Consider the following 18324-nt stretch of genomic DNA (forward strand, 5'->3'; position numbering starts at 1 on the left):
AGAGGTATCAAGAGGTATAGAGGTATATGGAATGAATGCATTATTTGCCGCGATGCTGCAGGATGGAGCACTGCAGCGCCTGCGGGATCACACACAGGGGGAGCCGCGCGAATCCCTGATCTACGGGCTTGGGGGCTCGCAGAAGCATGCGGCCGTCGCCGCGTGCTACGCGGCTCTGCCGCAGATGATGGCTATTCTCTGCCATTCGGCAGAATCGCTGGCGGACTGGAAGGAAGATCTCTCGCTGCTCTTGCCGGAAGTCCCCATCGTCGAGCTTCCCGAGGTCGACACGTTTGATGTCAAGGCGGCGGCCAAGAGCCAGGAGCGCGCGGCCAGGCGCATGGAGGTGCTCGGCCGTCTCGTGCGCGGCGAGCACATCATCGTGCTTGCGCGCACGGAAGCGGCGGTGCAGAAGGGCATGGGCCGCAATGAGTTCAAGCGGCTCTCGCTCACGCTGCGCATGGGAGAGGTGCTGCCGCGCGAGGAGCTCTTGGAGCGCCTCGTCGACCTCGGCTACGAGCATGCCGAGGAGGTCGAGCGCGTTGGCCAGTTCAGCGTGCGTGGCGGCATCGTCGATATCTTTGCCATCAATGCGGCCGTGCCGGTGCGTGTCGAGTACTTCGACGATGAGATCGACTCCCTGCGCGAGTTCGACCTCGACACGAAGCGCTCGACCAAGAACGTCGGTGCGGCGACCATCATGCCGCTGGCACAGACCGACGCCTCAGGCAAGCCGGAACTCTTTCTCTCGTACCTCGAGGGGAAGGGCACGGTCCTCTTTGACGAGCCGACGCGCATCCGCGACACGATCCGCACGATGGTCAAGGAGAACCCGGACATCAAGGGCAAGATTTTCAGTTGGGAGGAGCTGCTGCAGGCGGCGCATGGCAACCGCATCGTCTACATGGCGCTGCTCTTGCAGCAGGTGCCGGGCGCCGATGCCGTCGAGAACATCGGCGTGACGGCGACGACGATGACGCCATTCCGCCGCCAGATGGACCTCTTGGAGAATGAGGCGAACCGCTGGCTCGCGCAGAAGCAGCGCGTGCTCGTGCTGCTCAGCGACAAGGAGAAGGCGAACAGCCTGCGCGAGTTCTTCGCGCACCGTCGCATCCCGTCACTCGTCGAGAACGCGGCAGAGCCCTTTCGGGACGATGCCATCAACATCCGCAGGGGATCCCTGCTCACAGGATTCGAGATGGCCTCGGCGCGCCTCGTCGTCGTGACGGAGAAGGACATCTTCGGGCGCCACAAGCGCCATACGGCAGTCCGCAAGCACAGCGACTACGGCGAGAAGATCTCGCATTTCCGCGACATCAAGCCGGGCGACTACGTCGTGCACGAGAGCCATGGTATCGGCAAGTACCTCGGCGTCGAGACGCTCGATGTCGGCGGCATCCACAAGGACTACCTTCACATCCAGTACGCGGGCGACGATAAGCTCTTCGTGCCGACGGACCAGGTCGGCCTCTTGCAGAAGTACATCGGCTCAGAGGGCGATGTGCCGCGCCTGCACCGCATGGGTGGCACGGAGTGGGTCAAGGCCAAGGCGCGCGCCAAGAAGTCGGTCGAGGACATCGCACAGAAGCTCATCGAGATCTACGCGAAGCGCAAGGATGCCAAAGGTCATGCCTTCCCGCCGGACGACGCGAGCCAGCGCGAGTTCGAGGATGCCTTTCCCTATGAGGAGACGGAAGACCAGCTGCGCGCCATCGCGGAAATCAAGGCAGACATGGAGAGGGAGAAGCCCATGGACCGCCTGCTCTGCGGCGACGTCGGCTTCGGCAAGACGGAGGTCGCCATCCGCGCGGCCTACAAGGCGGCGATGGACGGCAAGCAGGTGGCCGTACTCGTGCCGACGACAGTCCTCGCGCAGCAGCATTACCAGACGTTCACGACGCGCTTCAACGGCTTCGCGCCGGTCATCGATGTCATCTGCCGCTTCCGCACACCCAAACAGCAGAAGGAGACCATCGAGAAGGTGCGCCTCGGCCAGGTGGACATCTTGATCGGCACGCACGCTATCCTCAACCAGAATAAGGTCAAGTGGAAGGATCTTGGCCTCTTGATCGTCGACGAGGAGCAGCGCTTCGGCGTCAAGCAGAAGGACAAGATCCGCAAGCTCGCGGCGGGCATCGATGTCCTGACGCTCTCGGCGACGCCGATACCGCGCACGCTGCACATGTCGCTCGTCGGCGCGCGCGATATGAGCATCATCGAGACGCCGCCGGCCGAGCGCTTCCCCGTGCAGACGTACGTCGTCGAGAACAACGATACGATCATCGCGAACGCCATCCGGCGCGAGATGAAGCGCGGCGGCCAGGTCTACTTCATCTACAACCGCGTCGACACGATCGACCGCATGCGCGACCACATCGAGTCGCTCGTGCCAGAGGCGAGGATCCAGACGGCACACGGGCAGATGCCCGAGGAGATGCTCGAGCACGTCATGATGGACTTCTACGAGGGCGATTACGACATCCTGCTCGCGACGAGCATCGTCGAGAACGGCCTCGATGTCGCCAATGCCAATACCATCATCGTCTACAACGCCGACCATTTCGGCCTGTCGCAGCTCTACCAGATGCGCGGGCGCGTCGGCCGCTCGCACCACATGGCCTTCGCGTACTTCGTCTACCAGGCGGACAAGATCCTGACGGAGACGGCGGAGAAGCGCCTGCAGGCCATGAAGGAATTCGCTGAGCTCGGCGCCGGCTTCAAGATCGCCATGCGCGACCTCGAGATCCGCGGCGCGGGTAACCTGCTCGGCGCCCAGCAGCACGGCCACATCGCCAGCGTCGGCTTCGAGATGTACTGCAAGCTCCTCGAAGAGGCCGTGGAGCGCCTGCAAAATGGCAAGGCTCCCGAGGAAGCACCGCCGGAGCCCGTCATCGACCTGCAGACGGAGGCCTACATCGACGGCGGCTTCATCGCGGACGCCATGCACAAGATCGAGATTTACCAGCGCATTGCGGCCATCCGCAGCAACGAGGAGATCCGGAGCCTGCTTGACGAGCTCATCGACCGCTTCGGCGATCCGACTGAGCCTGTCATGCACCTCTTGGAGGTGGCGCGCATCAAGAACTACGCGCGCGACCTCGGCATCCGCGCCATCAAGGAGCTGCCGCTCGCACTCGACATCTACTTCCTGCCCAAGAAGCGCATGCCGGCCAAGGGCATGCTCGCGCTTGCCAATCTCTTCGGCAAGCGCATGCGGAGCCTGCCCGACAAGAACGGGCTGCGCTTCACCCTGAGCGATCGCTACAAGAAGAACATCACGAATTTCGTCACGCGTCTGCTCATGATCGCATCTGGCGATGAGGAAGCGTTGACAGCAAGGGCGAAGGAACAGGCAGAGCGGCTCCAGAAGACCAAGAATGGAGCAGGAAAGAGCAGTTCCGCAAGGAAGGGGAAAGAGTAAGAATGAAACAGCCAAAGATCACCGTCGTCGGCCTCGGACCGGGCCGCTTCGGGCTCATCACCTTGGAGTCGTGGCAGGTCATGCAGCAGGCTGAGCGCCTTGTCCTGCGCACGCGCATCCATCCGACCGTCGCCGACATCGAGAAGCATGGCCTGACGTTTTCCTCGTACGACGGCTTCTACGAAGAAGCGTCCGACTTCGAGACGCTTTACCATCATATCGCTGAGGACCTGCTGCACCGCGCAGCAGAGCAGGGCGACCTCGTCTACGCCGTGCCCGGCAGCCCGCTCGTCGCCGAGCGCACGGTCGTGCTCCTGCGCGAACTCGCGAAGGAGTCAGGCGTCACAGTCGACATCCTGCCCGGCATGAGCTTCGTCGAGGTCATGTACACGCGCCTCGGCCTTGATCCGATCGCGGGCCTGACGATACTCGACGCAGAAGACGTCGGCACGCTCAAGGAGCGCCCTGCACAGTCGTTGATCATCACGCAGGTCTACGACCCCATCATCGCCTCGGATACGAAGCTCATGCTCATGGAGCTCTACCCCGATGAGTACGAAGTCACCTACATCCACAACCTCGCACTGCCGGATGAATCCATCCGCAAGATCCCGCTCTACGAGCTCGACCGCCAGAAAGATGTCGATCACCTGACAAGCCTTTTCGTGCCGGCACGGTGAACAGGCGCTCTCGTTTGCGGTTATTTTTCCGAAAACCCTTGATTTTTCAAGGTTTTTCTGCTAAATTTTGATAAGCGGGCAGGATATTCAGGTTTGGCCGCGAATATCTGCCAACATAAGCAAAACCATTATTTAAGGAGGCTACGATCGTGAATAAAAATGAATTGGTAGCTAGCGTTGCTGAAAAAGCAGGCCTGACGAAGAAAGATGCAGAGAAGGCTGTGGGTGCTATCTTCGAGAGCATCCAGCAGGCATTGGTTGAGGGCGATAAAGTACAGGTGATTGGCTTCGGTACGTTTGAAGTCAAGGAGCGCTCCGCTCGCGCAGGCCGCAACCCGCGCACGAACGAGACGATCCAGATCCCGGCTTCGAAGAATCCGGCATTCAAGGCTGGCAAGGCCCTGAAAGATGCTGTCAACGCATAATCTGGCTTGAGTATGAGAAGCTGGGTTCCTTCGGGAGCCCGGCTTCTTGTTGTATTGGAGGGATATGCTTGGATCTCGGTTTATCATCAAAGGCCGTGCTGATTTCGGGCGGGACTTCGGGCATCGGGCTGGAAGCGGCGCGGGAATTCCTGCAGGAAGGCGCCCGCGTCTGCCTGATGGGGCGCTCGGCAGAGCGCGGCCAAGCGGCAGTCCGGCTCCTGCAGCATGAGGCGCACGGCGCGGATGTCTGCTTTATGGCGGGCGATGTGCGAAGCAAAGCCGACTGCAGCCGCGTGGTCCGGGAGACGGTAGGGCGCTTCGGCGGACTTGACGTGCTGGTCAATTCGGCCGGCATCTACCGCGAGGGAGCGCTCGAGGACCTCCGGGAAGAGGAGCTCGACGATCTGCTCGACTGCAATGTCAAAGGTGTCTTCCACCTGACGCAGGCTGCCCTGCCCGCCCTCAAGGCTTCGCGTGGCTCAGTCGTCAACGTGGCCTCCGATGCGGGCGTCCACGGCAACTACTTCTGCGCGGCGTACTGTGCGAGCAAGGGGGCCGTCGTGCTCTTTACGCGTGCCCTGGCCCTCGAGACAGCTGCCTTCGGCGTGCGCGTCAATGCCATCGCGCCCGGCGATATCCTGACACCGCTGACAGAGGCACAGCTCGGCACGGGGGAGAAGCGCGAGCAGAGCCTGCAGGAGATGGCCTCTGTCTATCCGCTCAGACGCATCGGCACGGCAGAGGAAGCGGCGGCGCTCATCGTCTTCCTCGCCTCCGCGCGCGCTTCATTTGTGACGGGAGCTGTCTACGGTATTGATGGAGGCCTGACTGCCTGATGAACAAGATATTGATTCTCACAGCGTCAATCGGTTCGGGGCACATCAAGGCGGCAGAGGCTGTCGAGACCGAACTTCGCCGACTGCTGCCGGACGCGGAGATCACGACGGTCGACTTTATGGCGCGCCGCATCTCGCGCATCCACTGCTTCATGAAGGACTTCTACCTGATGATGCTGGCCTTCGTACCGAACCTCTACGATGTCTTCTACAAGATCTCGGGCGGTTCCTCAGGCGGCACGCTCGTCCAGAACGCCTTTGCCTGGGTCATGATGCCCGTCATGAAGAAACTCGTGCGCCGCTATGAACCGGACCTCGTGCTCTGCACGCATCCATTCCCTGAGGGCGCCGCGTCGCTCCTGCGCCGCCGCCATGAGGAACACTACCGGCTTGCGACGGTCATGACGGACTACTCGCTGCACCAGATCTGGCTCTATCCGGCCGTCGACCGCTACTACATGGCGACCGAGGAGATGCGCATGGGCATGATCGGCCACGGCTTTGCTGTCAGCACACTCCGCGTGTCCGGCATCCCCGTGGCGGGCACGCTGAAGGAGATGACGGACAAGGCAGCGGTGCGCCACGCCATGGCTATACCCGAGGGGCAGCCGGCCGTCCTCTTGATGGGCGGCGGCCTCGGACTCGGCGGCATCGAGTCGAATCTTCGCGACCTCGAGAAGATTGAGAAGCGCCTGACCATCCTCGTCGTGGCCGGGCGCAACCAGCGCCTGATGGAGCGCGTGCAGGACATGGCCTATGCCTCGCACCATCAGGTGCTGGTCTGGGGCTATACGGATCAGGTGCACTTCCTCATGCGGGCGGCAGACCTCCTGATCACAAAGCCGGGGGCGCTCACGATGAGCGAGGCCTTCGTGCTCGGCCTTCCAATGCTCTTGCACGACCCGATCCCGGGCCCCGAGACGGAGAACGCCATCTATGCGACGCAGCACGGGGCCGCCGTCTGGCTCCACCCGCGCGAAGACCTCGCGCAGTCCGTCGAGACACTCCTTTGCGGCGATGCGCTCAGCGAGATGAGCCGCGCTGCTCGCGGCTGCGCGCGGCCGGATGCCGCCGCAGCCATTGCCGAAGACCTGAAAACATTGCTGTCACGTAGGAGTTGATTTCATGAAGCGTAGGATAAAGCAGAGGAAGGGGCTCCTCAACTGGTTCACGATCCTCTTGGTCATCATCATCGGCTATTTCGCCGTGATCCTCGTCAAGCAGCAGATCTACTTGAACCAGGTCAGTGCCGATCAGGCTGCCGCAGAGGAGCGCCTCGCGACGGCCAAGGCAGAGCACGAGCGCCTCGTCAAAGAGAAAGATGACCTCAACCGCTTGGATTACATCGAGAAGATCGCGCGCGAAGAGCTCGGCATGACGCGCCGTGGAGAGTTGCCGTACAGTTCCGGTAAGTCCGTTGGCTCGCGCTGAGGTGGATGGAAATCGCGTTCTTTCGCGACACTTTCCTTGACACTGCTGAGTGCGCAAGGTTATAATAAAGCGTGTATTTTCCATCACGACTTAAGGAGGAAGAATTAATTTGTCCATTGAAGTTGGCAATGTAGTTGAGGGTGTTGTCACGGGCATCACGAATTTCGGTGCTTTCGTAGAATTGCCGGAAGGCAAGACCGGTCTCATCCATATCTCCGAGGTAGCGGATGTCTATGTCAAGGATGTCCACGATTTCCTCTCCGAAAAAGACAAGGTGAAGGTTAAGGTATTGAGCATCGATGATCGCGGCAAGATTGCCCTTTCCATCAAGCAGCTTCAGGAGAAAAAGCCGGAAGCTCAGGCTCAGACGGGAAATTCTTCCTTCCGACCGCAGCGCCAGAGCCGCGGACCGCGGGATTTCCGCCGCGGCGGCCGCTACAACAATACCACAGCATCGTTTGAGGACAAGCTCTCGAAGTTCCTCAAAGACAGCGATGAGCGTCTGACGGACCTGCGCCGCAAGACGGATTCGAAGCGCGGAGGCCGTGGCTCCCGCCGCTCGGATTGATCATCTGCAATCGGAATGATACAAGCACTCTTGACAGGGTGCTTTTGTTCTTTCTGTTGATTCTGCTGGAGACGGTGTAGATTATGGGACGTATGTTGGAAGAGGCCGTGCGCTACGCAAGGGCGCAGGATCTGCTGCATCCCGGCATGCACGTGCTCGTGGCCTGTTCTGGTGGGCCGGACTCTCTGGCCCTGCTTGATATGCTGCTGCAGCTGCGCAGGCGCTTTCGCCTCGTCTTGACGGTGGCGCATTACGAGCATGGCATCCGAGGAGCGTCATCCGCAGAGGATGCCCGCTTCGTCGATGCATTCTGCCGCGAGCGCGAAGTGCCGTGCTTTATCGGGCACGGCGATGTGCCTGCTTTCGCGAAGGCGCAGGGCAAGTCTGTAGAACTTGCGGCGCGCGAGCTGCGCTACGTATTTCTCTGGCAGACGCTGGAGCGCTGCGGGGCCGATGTGCTCGCGACGGCGCACCATGCCGATGACCAGGCGGAGACTGTGCTCATGCGCATCCTGCGCGGCACGGGCCTTGATGGCCTCGCGGCCATGAAGCCGCGCGAGGGGAAAAAGATTCGCCCGCTTCTGTTTGCGCGGCGCGAGGACATCCTCGACTACTGCCGGGAGCGCGGCCTTACGCCACGCCATGATGCGACGAACGACATCCCCAACTGCACGCGCAACCTGCTGCGCCTCAAGGTCCTGCCGTATTTGCGGCAGTCGTGCAATCCAGAAGTCGCGCATGCGCTCTGCCAGCTCGCAGAGCTCGCGCGCGTCGACTGCGATTACCTTGAGCAGCAGCTCGAGGAGAGTTGGCCGTATCTGACGCGCGAGGAAGATGGCCGATGCAGCATCGTGCTGACCACCTTTCAGCGCCGCCATCCCGCGTTGCAGCGCCGGGCGCTGCGCCGCTTGTACACAGGCATAGCGGGGATGGGCAGGGACCTCAGCTTTTCCCATGTGGAAGAGCTGCGCCTGCTGGCCCTCTCCGGGCAGGCGACGGGCAAGACCGCAAAACTGCCGGGCGGCATCGAGGCGCACTTCACCTACGACAGGCTCATCCTGCGGCCAGCGCTCCCCGGAAGAGAGCGGCACGAGCAGGAGAAGGGCCAGGCGTCAGTCGTCCCGGTCATCGTCCCGGGGCGCACCGACTATGGCGAAGCCGTCCTCGAGGCAGAGCTCCTCGAGGCGCTGCCCGCAGGTGACGGCTCCCGCGGGTTCTACCTAGACGCGGGCGTCCTCAAGGGAGCGCCGCTCGTGCTCCGCCACAGGCAGCCGGGCGACTTCATCGGGCTGCCCACCGGGCGCAAGAAGCTCAAGGAGGTCCTGATTGACGACAAGGTCCCGCGCGAACGGCGGCACGGCTTGTTGCTACTGGCCGCAGGCCACGAAATCTTGTGGATTGTCGGCAGGAGGCGCACGAGCCATTATCCGGTCACAGATCAAACGAAGAGAATCCTGTATTTCCAGATAAAAGAAAAGGGGAACAAAAAATGACTAGAGACATGAATGAGGATATCGAGAAGGTCGTTTTCTCGGAGGAAGAGCTCAAGAAGCGCATTGCAGAGCTCGGCAAAGAGATCACGGAAGACTACAAGGATGCAGAGGAGACGATCTACTGCGTCGGCATCCTCAAGGGTGCTGTCGTTTTCTATACGGACCTCGTGCGCAGCATCAACCTGCCGGTCCACTTCGACTTCATGATCGCCTCGAGCTACGGCAATGGCACGGAGACGAGCGGCACGGTCAAGATCCTCAAGGACCTCGACTACGACGTAGCAGGAAAACACCTGATCATCATCGAAGATATCATCGACTCGGGCACGACGATGAACTACCTCATGAAATACTTCCGTGAGCGCAAGCCGAAGAGTGTCAAGCTCTGCGCGCTGCTCTCGAAGCCGTCGCGCCGCACGGTCGACGTGAACATCGACTACTGCGGCTACACGGTCCCCGACGAATTCCTTGTTGGCTATGGCCTCGATTATGCGGAGAAGTACCGCAACTTGCCGTACATCGGTGTGCTCAAGCCTGAGATCTATGAATAAGGGCCAGCTGCTCCTGGAGCAAAAGCTCTGAGACAAAGGAGGACAATGGATTGAATAAGTTTCTACGCAATGTAGGGTTCTATCTGCTCATCATCCTGGTGGCAATCTCCATCATCGATTACTTCTCGACGAAGAACACGAACCGTCAGGAAGTGGAGTACACCCAGTTCCTGCAGCAGGTGGATAAGGGCGAGGTAGCGAAGGTTGTTCTGATCCAGAACACGATCCACGGCACGCTCTCGGATGGTACGGAATTCACGACCATCACGCCGGACGCCCCGAACAACGACCCGGATCTCTACCAGAAGCTCTCGTCGAAGGGCATCGACATCGCGGCGGAGAACCCGCCGGAGCCGCCTTGGTGGTCGCAGATGTTCTCGTCTGTCATCCCCATCCTGCTCCTCATCGGTGTCTGGTTCTTCATCATGCAGCAGACGCAGGGCGGCGGCGGACGCGTCATGTCGTTTGGCAAGAGCCGCGCGCGCATGAGCGGTGCCGACAAGATCAAGGTCACGTTCCGCGATGTCGCCGGTGCGGATGAGGCGAAGCAGGAGCTCGAGGAAGTCGTCGAGTTCCTCAAGCATCCGAAGAAATTCAACGAGCTCGGTGCCCGCATCCCGAAGGGCGTCCTGCTCTTCGGCCCCCCGGGCACTGGTAAGACGCTGCTCGCGCGCGCCGTTGCCGGTGAGGCCGGCGTGCCGTTCTTCTCAATTTCTGGTTCGGACTTCGTCGAGATGTTCGTCGGTGTCGGCGCCTCGCGTGTCCGCGACCTCTTCGAGCAGGCGAAGAAGAACGCACCGTGCATCGTCTTCATCGACGAGATCGATGCCGTCGGACGCCAGCGCGGTGCCGGCGTTGGCGGCGGCCACGATGAGCGCGAACAGACGCTCAACCAGCTGCTCGTCGAGATGGACGGCTTTGCGGCCAACGAGGGCATCATCATCATTGCGGCGACGAACCGCCCCGATATCCTCGACCCGGCGCTCCTGCGCCCGGGCCGCTTCGACCGCCAGATTGTCGTCGACAAGCCGGATGTGCGCGGCCGCCTGGCCATCCTCAAGGTCCACACGAAGGGCAAGCCGATGGCCGACGACGTCGACCTCGACATCATCGCACGCCGCACGCCGGGCTTCACGGGTGCGGACCTCTCGAACCTCGTCAACGAGGCTGCCCTGCTCGCGGCGCGCCGCAACAAGCACAAGGTCTGCATGACGGAGATGGAAGAAGCCATCGAGCGCGTCATCGCAGGGCCGGAGCGCAAGTCGCACGTCATGAGCGACGAGGAGAAGCGCCTGACGGCCTATCATGAAGGCGGCCATACGCTCGTCGGTATGATGCTCAAGCATGCAGACCCTGTCCACAAGGTCACGATCATCCCGCGTGGCCGCGCCGGCGGCTATACGCTGATGCTGCCGAAGGAAGACCGCAACTACGCGACACGCTCCGAGTTACTCGACCGCCTCAAGGTCGCGATGGGCGGCCGCGTCGCCGAGGAAGTCGTGCTCAAGGAGATTTCCACGGGCGCTTCGCAGGACATACAGCAGGCATCGCGCATCGTGCGCAGCATGATCATGCAGTACGGCATGAGCGATGTGCTCGGTCCTGTCGCTTACGGCGAGAGCCAGAACCATCAGGTCTTCCTCGGACGCGACTTCAATCATCAGCGCAACTACTCGGAAGAAGTGGCCAGCGAGATCGATAAGGAAGTCCGCAAGTACATGGAAGAGGCCTACGAGGCCTGCCGCAAGATCATCACGGAGAACCGCGACAAGCTCGAGCTCATCGCACAGGCGCTCATGGAACGCGAGACGCTGACGGCGAAGGAACTCGAAGAGCTCCTGACGACGGGCCACATCACGGACCCCGACGATACGGACGAGGACGACAAGCCGAATTCGGGCACGCCGGCCGTGACGCCGCTGCCCGTCGAGCAGGAAGAGAAGCCTGAGGAAGCGGCTAAGGAGACGGAGAAGGAAACGGAAGAGGAACACGAGAAGGAAGCCGAACCGAAATTCAACGTCACGCATTACGATAAGTGAGCCAGTAAGGCATGAGGGCGGGGATTCTCAGACGAGAATCCCTGCTTTTTTTATGCCCCGCTACGGTGTATAATGGAATGGTGTTACAATGAGGAGGTGGCGTTTTTGCGCTCAAAAATCTTAGCTCTGCTCAGAGAAGCAGGTGATTCGTATCTTTCTGGTGAGGAGATGGCGAAGCGCTTGGGCGTCTCGCGCACGGCGGTCTGGAAACACATCCAGGAGCTGCGGCGCGATGGCTACGACATCGTCAGTCACTCGCGCAGCGGGTATTCCCTGCAGAGTGCGCCGGACACGCTGCGCCCGGAGGAAATCAAGAATGGCCTCCATACGAAGCGCATCGGCACGGAAATCCGCTTCTACCCGACCATCGATTCGACGAATCTCGAGGCAAAGCGGCTGGCGCAGCAGGGCGCTCCCGATGGCCTTGTCGTCGTCGCCGAGGAGCAGGGCAAGGGGCGCGGACGCCTCGAGCGCTCCTTCTTCTCGCCGGCCGGCAAGGGCATCTGGTTCTCCGTCATCCTGCGCCCGGACTTCCTGCCGCAGGATGCACCGAAGTGCACGCTGCTGTCCGCCGTCGCGGTCGCGAAGGCGGCTGAGGACTTTGGCATGAAGGTCGGCATCAAGTGGCCGAATGACGTGCTCGCGGGCGGCAAGAAGCTCGTGGGCATCCTGACCGAGATGAGTGCCGAGATGGAGCGCATCCACTACGTCATCATCGGCACGGGCATCAATGTCAACATCAAAGCGGAGGAATTCCCGGAAGAGCTGCGCGATAAAGCGGCCTCCTTCTCGGAGATCAAGGGCGAGAAGATTCCGCGCGCTGCCTTTTTCCGTGCGGTGCTGGAGCACATGGATGCGCTCTACGATGCCATCCTGCGCGAGGGCTTCGCGGAGGTCTTCTCGGAGTGGCGCCGCTACAGCATCACGCTCGGGCAGACAGTCCGTATCATCGATGCGCGCGGCGGCGGTCAGGGCGCATTCGTCGGCAAGGCCGTCGACATCGATGAAGATGGCGCGCTGCTCGTCGACACGGCGGCAGGCCGCCGCCGCGTCCTCGCGGGCGATGTCTCCATCCGCCCGCAGCAGGACTGAGACAAGGCAAGTACAACAGGAGGATTATCTTTGTTACTAGTTCTAGATATCGGCAACACGAACATTGCCATGGGCGCCTATGAGGGCAAGGAGCTCTGCAAGCACTGGCGCATCTCGACGGACCGCCAGAAGACGGGCGATGAGTACGGCATGCTCATCAACAGCCTGTTCCACTACCAGGGCATCGAGATGGCGGACATCCATGCCATCATCATCTCGTCCGTCGTGCCGCCGCTCGTCGTGCCGTTCATCAAGATGTGCGAGCGCTACTTCCACCTGCGCCCGCTGATCGTCGGGCCGGGCATCAAGACGGGCATCCGCCTCAACTACGAGAACCCGTGCTCGATCGGCGCGGACCGCATCGTCAATGTCGTCGGCGCCTACGAGCAGTACGGCGGCCCGCTGATCGTCATCGACATCGGCACGGCGACGACGTTCGATGTCGTCGCGAAGAACGGCGACTTCCTCGGCGGGGTCATCGCGCCGGGCATCGGCACGAGCTCGGAGGCACTTTTTCAGCGTGCAGCCCAGCTGCCGCGCATCGAGCTCGTGCCGCCGAAGAACATCATCTGCCGCAATACGATCCAGGGCATGCAGGCGGGCATTATCTTCGGCTACGTCGGCCAGATCGATGAGATCGCGCGCCGCATCAAGCGGGAAATGCGCGAGAACGGTGTGGAGGAGGAAGTCAAGGTCATCGCGACGGGCGGCCTCGCGCGCATGATCGCGAAGGAATCCGCCACGATCGACAAGATCGACCACTTCCTGACGCTCACGGGCCTGCGCGTCCTCTACGAGCGCAACCAGAAAGGACGTCCGCATGAAGATCGGTGAGTTTTCGTTCAAGACGCCGGTGTTCCTCGCGCCGATGGCCGGCGTGACGGACACGGCCTACCGCATCATCGCGCACGACATGGGCTGCCCGCTCTGCTTTGCCGAGATGGTGTCGTCACAGGGCATCCACTTCCGCAACGAGCGCACGCTGGCTATGCTGCAGTCGGAGAAAGAGGAGAGGCCGCTGGCCATGCAGATCTTCGCCAATACACCGGAGATGGCGGCAGAAGCGGCCGCCTTTGTCGAAGCACTCGGCACGGCGGACATCCTCGACTTCAACATGGGCTGCCCCGCGCCGAAGATCGTCAAGAATGGGGAGGGCTCGGCCCTGATGCGTGACCCAGAGCGCGCGTTCGCCATTCTCTCGGCCATCCGCAAGGCGGTCAAGATGCCCGTGACGGTCAAGATGCGCAAGGGCTGGGATGCGGCGTCGGTCAATGTCGTTGAGATGGCGAAGCTGGCGGAGGAAGCCGGCGTGGATGCCATCGCCGTGCACGGCCGCACGCGCGAGCAGTTCTACACGGGCCGTGCGGACTGGGAGATCATCGGCGAAGTGAAGCGCGCGGTCAAGATCCCTGTCATCGCCAACGGTGACGTGCGCACGTTTGACGACCTCGACAAGATCCGCGCGGTCACGGGCTGCGACGGCGTCATGATCGGCCGTGCCGCACAGGGCAATCCCTGGATCTTCCGCCAGTTCACCCATTATCTCGAGACGGGCGAGCGGCTGCCGGGGCCGACGATGAAGGAGCGCGCTGCGGTCATCCTGCGCCACCTAGACCTGCTGCTCAAGTACAAGGGCGACTACGTCGGCCCGCGCGAGATGCGCAAGCACGCGACCTGGTACACGCGCGGCATCGTGCACGGCGCCATCCTGCGCGACCGCTTCAACAAGGCTGTGACACGCGAGGATTTCGTCGAGATCTTAGAAGAATACTTTGAAGGGAAGGATTGAATATGGCAAAAGAAGAGAAGGCGTCCGTCTGGTCCTCGTACACTGAGGCAGATAAAGAGGCGCTCGAGAAACTGGCCGCTGGCTACCGCGATTTCCTCTCCACGTGCAAGACGGAGCGCGAGAGCGTCCGAGAGGCCGTACGCCAGGCAGAGGCTGCCGGCTACCGGGACCTGCAGGATGTCCTGCGTTCCGGCGAGAAGCTCAAGGCCGGCGACAAGGTCTATGCCGTCAACATGAAGAAGAGCATCGTGCTGTTCCAGATCGGCGAGGAGCCGCTGGAAAAGGGCCTGGCCATCCTCGGCGCGCACATCGACACGTGCCGACTCGATGTCAAGCAGAACCCGCTCTACGAGGACGGCGGCCTCGCCTACCTCGACACGCATTACTACGGCGGTATCAAGAAGTACCAGTGGGTCACGCTGCCGCTCGCACTGCACGGCGTCGTCGTCAAGAAGGACGGCACGGTCGTCGAAATCTGCATCGGCGAGGCGGAAGGCGACCCTGTCTTCTGCGTGACGGACCTGCTGATCCACCTCTCGCAGGAGCAGATGAAGAAGAACGCCGCCAAGGTCATCGAGGGCGAAGACCTCGACATCCTCGTCGGCAACTACCCGCTCAAGGACGGCGAGAAGGAATCGGTCAAGGCTGGCGTCCTGAAGCTCATCGAGGAGCAGTACGGCATCGAGGAGGAGGACTTCCTCTCGGCTGAGCTCGTCCTCGTGCCGGCCGGCCGCGCGCGCGACCTCGGCTTTGACCGCAGCATGATCCTAGCCTACGGGCAGGACGACCGCGTCTGCGCCTACACGAGCCTCGTGGCCATGCTCGAGAGTGATGGAGCGCGCAAGCGCACCTCGTGCTGCCTGCTCGTCGACAAGGAAGAGATCGGCAGCGTCGGTGCCACGGGCATGCAGTCACACTTCTTCGAGAACATCCTCGCAGAGCTCATGAACGCCTGTGGCCAGTACAGCGAGCTCGGCCTGCGCCGCTGCCTCGCCAACTCCAAGATGCTCTCGTCCGACGTCTCGAGTGCCTACGATGCGCTCTACGCCAGCGCCTACGACAAGAAGAACGTTGCCTACCTCGGCCGCGGCATGGTATTCAACAAGTTCACGGGTGCTCGCGGCAAGTCGGGCTCCAACGACGCCAACGCCGAATACCTCGGCGAGATTCGCCGCATGCTCGAGAAGCACGATGTCCACTTCCAGCTGGCTGAGCTCGGCCGCGTCGACCTCGGCGGCGGCGGCACGATTGCCTACATCATGAGCCTCTACGGCATGCAGGTCATCGACAGCGGTGTTGGTGTCCTCTCGATGCACGCCCCGTGGGAAGCGACGAGCAAGGTTGACATCTACGAGACGAAGAAGGGCTACATGGCCTTCCTTGCAGAGGCCTGAGCTTCTTTAGTACAAGATCACGAGCATATGGGCAATAAAAAACACGGACCAATCTGGTCCGTGTTTTTTATTGCCATTTTGTCGGTCGTCAGTCTTCGATGGCCGTCTCGAGTGCAATCTTGATCATATCGTTGAAGGACGTCTGGCGTTCCTCCGTCGTGCAGGCCTCTCCTGTCAGCAGGTGATCGCTGACCGTGAAGAGTGCGAGTGCCTGGACGTGTGCCTCGGCTGCGAGTGTGTAGAGCGCAGCCGCTTCCATCTCGACGGCGAGGATGCCGTACTTGCGAAGTTTGTCGTTGTCGATGTCGTCGTCATAGAAGCGGTCGACCGAGATGATGTTGCCGACCGTCGCCTTGAGGTTGAGCTTCTTCGTGTTGGCAACTGCCTTCGAGAGCAGGTCGTAGTCAGCAATCGGGCAGTAGTTGATGGAACCGCCGAAGATATTGCGGATGATGGAGGAGTCCGTGCTGGCCGCCTGGGCAATCAGCACATCGCGCAGGTGGACATCCGGGTGCATGGCACCACAGGTGCCGACGCGGAAGAGCTTCTTGCAGCCGAATTCATGGATGAGCTCATGCACGTAGATCGAGATGGACGGGATGCCCATGCCCGTGCCCTGGACCGATACGGGAACGCCCTTGTAGGTGCCCGTGAAGCCGAGGATATTGCGGACAGACGTGTACTGCTTCGGATTGTCGAGGAAGTTTTCGGCAATGAACTTGGCGCGCAGCGGGTCGCCCGGCAGCAGGATGCGCTCAGCAATCTCGCCCTTTTCGGCAGCAATATGTGGTGTGCTCATGGATAGTTCCTTCTTTCTGTCTGGAATGTGGATGGACGACGTAATGTCTTTTCTGAAGATTTGAAATCGTATACACTCATTATACTGAAAATGTGCTCGAAAGAAAAGGCCAAATGTCCCGCCATCGCGGCAAGAGACGTCGTTTTCCCAGCAGATTAGGAGCTGATTTGACAGATTCGTGCTAAAGTGCTATAATTCGCTTTGTTGATATAAGTTGTCAGGACAATCGCGGCAGCCCTCGAGGCTGATGAGGAAAGTCCGGGCTCCACAGGGCAGTGTGCTGGATAACGTCCAGCGAGGGTGACCTCAGGGAAAGTGCCATAGAGATTTAGACCGCCTGAGCAATCAGGTAAGGGTGGAAAGGTGCGGTAAGAGCGCACCAGCAGTCAGGTGACTGGCTGGCTTCGGTAAACCCCACATGGAGCAAGACCAAATAGGGAAGGGATGATGCGGCCCGCGGAACCTTCCGGGTTGAGTCGCTTGAGCCGGCAGGCAACTGCCGTGCCTAGATAAATGATTGTCACCGCGTGAGCGGAACAGAACTCGGCTTATTGACGACTTATAACACGATGCAAGCAATGAGGCTGCCCCTTCTGGCAGCCTGTTTTCATGTCTGGGACTAATCTGAAAAGAACCTGAAAGAAATGAGAGCGAACGAGCCGGGAAATGGTTCAAAACAGAAGGCGCACTTTTATCACGTATTTTATTTTCACGAAGTACGACGACTCCTGTCGTATGATTATAAATTAGAAATGGGTCTAAAAGAATAAGCTGAGTCCAGCCCAGGAGCGGGGGAACCAAGTTTTTTGGGGTGAACGTCTGGCTCACGGTGTCAGGCCAAGCGGCCTTCATGGTGAAATAGGCGAGGGTGGTCTTCTCTACCCTAACCCGGCAGCTAACCTCGTAAGCGAAGAGAGAGAGGAGTGGCTTTTTGAGTAAAGCAATGCGTATCATTTTCGCAGTATCCATGATCCTTATGTGCTGGTTTTCGGTGGCGGGGGCTTCCGCTTTTCGCGTCGGAGATCAGGGCAGCGATGTAGCAGAAATCCAGGGCCAGCTGGCCAATCTGGGCTACGACGTCACGGCAGACGGTGCCTACGGGCCCGCAACGGTCGAGGCTGTCAAGAGCTTCCAGATGACGCAGGGCATCAACGCAGATGGACTTGTCGGTCCGTCCACGTACGCCGCTCTGCTCGGCAAATCCATGCCGGCAGTCAGCTCCACGACGAACTCCATCGCACGCCGCGTCGTATCGGATTCCATGAACTACCTTGGTGTCCCGTACGTCTTCGGCGGTACGACGCCGAACGGCTTCGACTGCTCCGGTTACGTCCGCTATGTGTTCGCCAATGCCGGTGTCTATCTGCCGCGCACGGCTGATGCACAGTATGAGGTCGGCTACTCGGTTTCCACGAGCGAGCTCATGCCGGGCGACCTCGTCTTCTTCTCGACGTATGAGCCGGGTGCATCGCACGTCGGCATCTACCTTGGCGATGGTGATTTCATCAACGCATCGTCGAGCCAGGGTGTATCGGTTGCATCCCTGTACAGTTCCTATTGGGGTTCCTGCTATATCGGTGCCCGTCGCGTCATGTAATCTTTTCGGAGAGGGGCAAGCGTCTCTCTCCCTTTTTTTACTTTTTTACCGGAAGGGGTGGAATCATGGGGGATCTCTTCCTATTGTTCCTGATCATCCTGATGTTTGCCTTTGCCTATTGGGATGAATTGTTCACGGAGTGATAATGGGCCGTCTGCTTGTCAGATGGCCTTTCTTGTCAGGACTGCGTGTGTATTTTTCTGAAACTT

At 60.6% G+C, this 18324-nt stretch carries 16 protein-coding genes, 1 other RNA gene and 1 riboswitch; of the genes, 16 read left to right on the forward strand and 1 reads right to left on the reverse strand.

Annotated features, from left to right (window positions below):
• Positions 1–31 precede the first annotated feature (31 nt).
• The 14 genes from mfd (at position 32) to MITSMUL_RS08075 (ending at position 15719) form a co-directional block, all read left to right on the forward strand.
• On the forward strand, positions 32–3421 hold the full coding sequence (gene mfd / locus MITSMUL_RS08010) for a transcription-repair coupling factor (RefSeq protein WP_005841616.1): 3390 nt from the start codon (positions 32–34) through the stop codon (positions 3419–3421).
• A gap of 2 nt (positions 3422–3423) precedes the next feature.
• A complete protein-coding gene (locus tag MITSMUL_RS08015; RefSeq protein ID WP_005841618.1) occupies positions 3424–4101 on the forward strand; it encodes an SAM-dependent methyltransferase in 678 nt (225 codons plus the stop codon).
• A gap of 149 nt (positions 4102–4250) precedes the next feature.
• On the forward strand, positions 4251–4526 hold the full coding sequence (locus MITSMUL_RS08020) for an HU family DNA-binding protein (RefSeq protein ID WP_005841620.1): 276 nt from the start codon (positions 4251–4253) through the stop codon (positions 4524–4526).
• 68 nt (positions 4527–4594) lie between these two features.
• Positions 4595–5362 (forward strand): SDR family NAD(P)-dependent oxidoreductase, encoded by a 768-nt coding sequence (locus tag MITSMUL_RS08025; protein ID WP_040636061.1) that lies wholly within the window; start codon positions 4595–4597, stop codon positions 5360–5362.
• A complete protein-coding gene (locus MITSMUL_RS08030) occupies positions 5362–6483 on the forward strand; it encodes an MGDG synthase family glycosyltransferase (RefSeq protein ID WP_005841623.1) in 1122 nt (373 codons plus the stop codon). The genes MITSMUL_RS08025 and MITSMUL_RS08030 overlap by 1 nt, the downstream gene beginning before the upstream one ends.
• 4 nt (positions 6484–6487) lie before the next feature.
• Complete coding sequence (locus tag MITSMUL_RS08035) at positions 6488–6793, forward strand: FtsB family cell division protein (RefSeq protein WP_005841625.1); 306 nt, start codon at positions 6488–6490, stop codon at positions 6791–6793.
• 109 nt (positions 6794–6902) lie between these two features.
• Complete coding sequence (locus tag MITSMUL_RS08040; RefSeq protein WP_005841627.1) at positions 6903–7361, forward strand: S1 domain-containing RNA-binding protein; 459 nt, start codon at positions 6903–6905, stop codon at positions 7359–7361.
• Between the two features lie 83 nt (positions 7362–7444).
• Positions 7445–8854 carry a tRNA lysidine(34) synthetase TilS gene (tilS, locus tag MITSMUL_RS08045; protein ID WP_040636062.1) on the forward strand — a complete coding sequence of 470 codons (1410 nt, stop codon included), beginning with the start codon at positions 7445–7447 and terminating at the stop codon, positions 8852–8854.
• Positions 8855–8862: 8 nt separating this feature from the next.
• Positions 8863–9405, forward strand: a complete 543-nt coding sequence (gene hpt, locus MITSMUL_RS08050; RefSeq protein ID WP_040636064.1) for a hypoxanthine phosphoribosyltransferase — start codon at positions 8863–8865, stop codon at positions 9403–9405.
• A 50-nt stretch (positions 9406–9455) separates the two neighbouring features.
• The gene (gene ftsH, locus MITSMUL_RS08055) at positions 9456–11444 is read left to right on the forward strand and encodes an ATP-dependent zinc metalloprotease FtsH (RefSeq protein WP_005841632.1); all 1989 of its coding nucleotides are present in this window, start codon (positions 9456–9458) and stop codon (positions 11442–11444) included.
• A gap of 105 nt (positions 11445–11549) precedes the next feature.
• On the forward strand, positions 11550–12536 hold the full coding sequence (locus MITSMUL_RS08060; protein ID WP_040636065.1) for a biotin--[acetyl-CoA-carboxylase] ligase: 987 nt from the start codon (positions 11550–11552) through the stop codon (positions 12534–12536).
• Positions 12537–12566: 30 nt separating this feature from the next.
• Positions 12567–13370, forward strand: a complete 804-nt coding sequence (locus MITSMUL_RS08065) for a type III pantothenate kinase (protein WP_040636066.1) — start codon at positions 12567–12569, stop codon at positions 13368–13370.
• Positions 13357–14325, forward strand: a complete 969-nt coding sequence (dusB, locus tag MITSMUL_RS08070) for a tRNA dihydrouridine synthase DusB (RefSeq protein ID WP_005841635.1) — start codon at positions 13357–13359, stop codon at positions 14323–14325. The genes MITSMUL_RS08065 and dusB overlap by 14 nt, the downstream gene beginning before the upstream one ends.
• A gap of 2 nt (positions 14326–14327) precedes the next feature.
• Entirely contained in the window at positions 14328–15719 is a 1392-nt protein-coding gene (locus tag MITSMUL_RS08075) for an aminopeptidase (protein WP_005841636.1), read from the forward strand.
• A gap of 88 nt (positions 15720–15807) precedes the next feature.
• Here the strand turns inward: MITSMUL_RS08075 and deoD are convergent, their stop codons facing one another.
• A complete protein-coding gene (gene deoD, locus MITSMUL_RS08080) occupies positions 15808–16518 on the reverse strand; it encodes a purine-nucleoside phosphorylase (protein ID WP_005841637.1) in 711 nt (236 codons plus the stop codon).
• 210 nt (positions 16519–16728) lie between these two features.
• On the opposite strand from deoD, the gene rnpB reads away from it, so the two are divergent.
• An RNA gene (gene rnpB, locus MITSMUL_RS12215) (RNase P RNA component class A) lies at positions 16729–17084 on the forward strand.
• Positions 17085–17277: 193 nt separating this feature from the next.
• Positions 17278–17444, forward strand: a riboswitch (cyclic di-AMP (ydaO/yuaA leader).
• Between the two features lie 17 nt (positions 17445–17461).
• On the forward strand, positions 17462–18115 hold the full coding sequence (locus MITSMUL_RS08085) for a C40 family peptidase (protein ID WP_005841640.1): 654 nt from the start codon (positions 17462–17464) through the stop codon (positions 18113–18115).
• Positions 18116–18324 lie beyond the last annotated feature (209 nt).

Origin of the sequence: Mitsuokella multacida DSM 20544 (assembly GCF_000155955.1) — a bacterium.
GTDB classification, from domain to species: domain Bacteria; phylum Bacillota; class Negativicutes; order Selenomonadales; family Selenomonadaceae; genus Mitsuokella; species Mitsuokella multacida.

Excerpts from the sequence above, each read along its gene's own strand:
- MITSMUL_RS08075 (WP_005841636.1), top strand. The coding sequence starts at position 14,328 with ATGGCAAAAGAAGAGAAGGCGTCCGTCTGGTCCTCGTACACTGAGGCA.
- MITSMUL_RS08015 (WP_005841618.1), top strand. The coding sequence starts at position 3,424 with ATGAAACAGCCAAAGATCACCGTCGTCGGCCTCGGACCGGGCCGCTTC.
- deoD (WP_005841637.1), bottom strand. The coding sequence starts at position 16,518 with ATGAGCACACCACATATTGCTGCCGAAAAGGGCGAGATTGCTGAGCGC.
- dusB (WP_005841635.1), top strand. The coding sequence starts at position 13,357 with ATGAAGATCGGTGAGTTTTCGTTCAAGACGCCGGTGTTCCTCGCGCCG.
- MITSMUL_RS08035 (WP_005841625.1), top strand. The coding sequence starts at position 6,488 with ATGAAGCGTAGGATAAAGCAGAGGAAGGGGCTCCTCAACTGGTTCACG.
- MITSMUL_RS08085 (WP_005841640.1), top strand. The coding sequence starts at position 17,462 with ATGCGTATCATTTTCGCAGTATCCATGATCCTTATGTGCTGGTTTTCG.
- tilS (WP_040636062.1), top strand. The coding sequence starts at position 7,445 with ATGGGACGTATGTTGGAAGAGGCCGTGCGCTACGCAAGGGCGCAGGAT.
- mfd (WP_005841616.1), top strand. The coding sequence starts at position 32 with ATGAATGCATTATTTGCCGCGATGCTGCAGGATGGAGCACTGCAGCGC.
- hpt (WP_040636064.1), top strand. The coding sequence starts at position 8,863 with ATGAATGAGGATATCGAGAAGGTCGTTTTCTCGGAGGAAGAGCTCAAG.
- MITSMUL_RS08030 (WP_005841623.1), top strand. The coding sequence starts at position 5,362 with ATGAACAAGATATTGATTCTCACAGCGTCAATCGGTTCGGGGCACATC.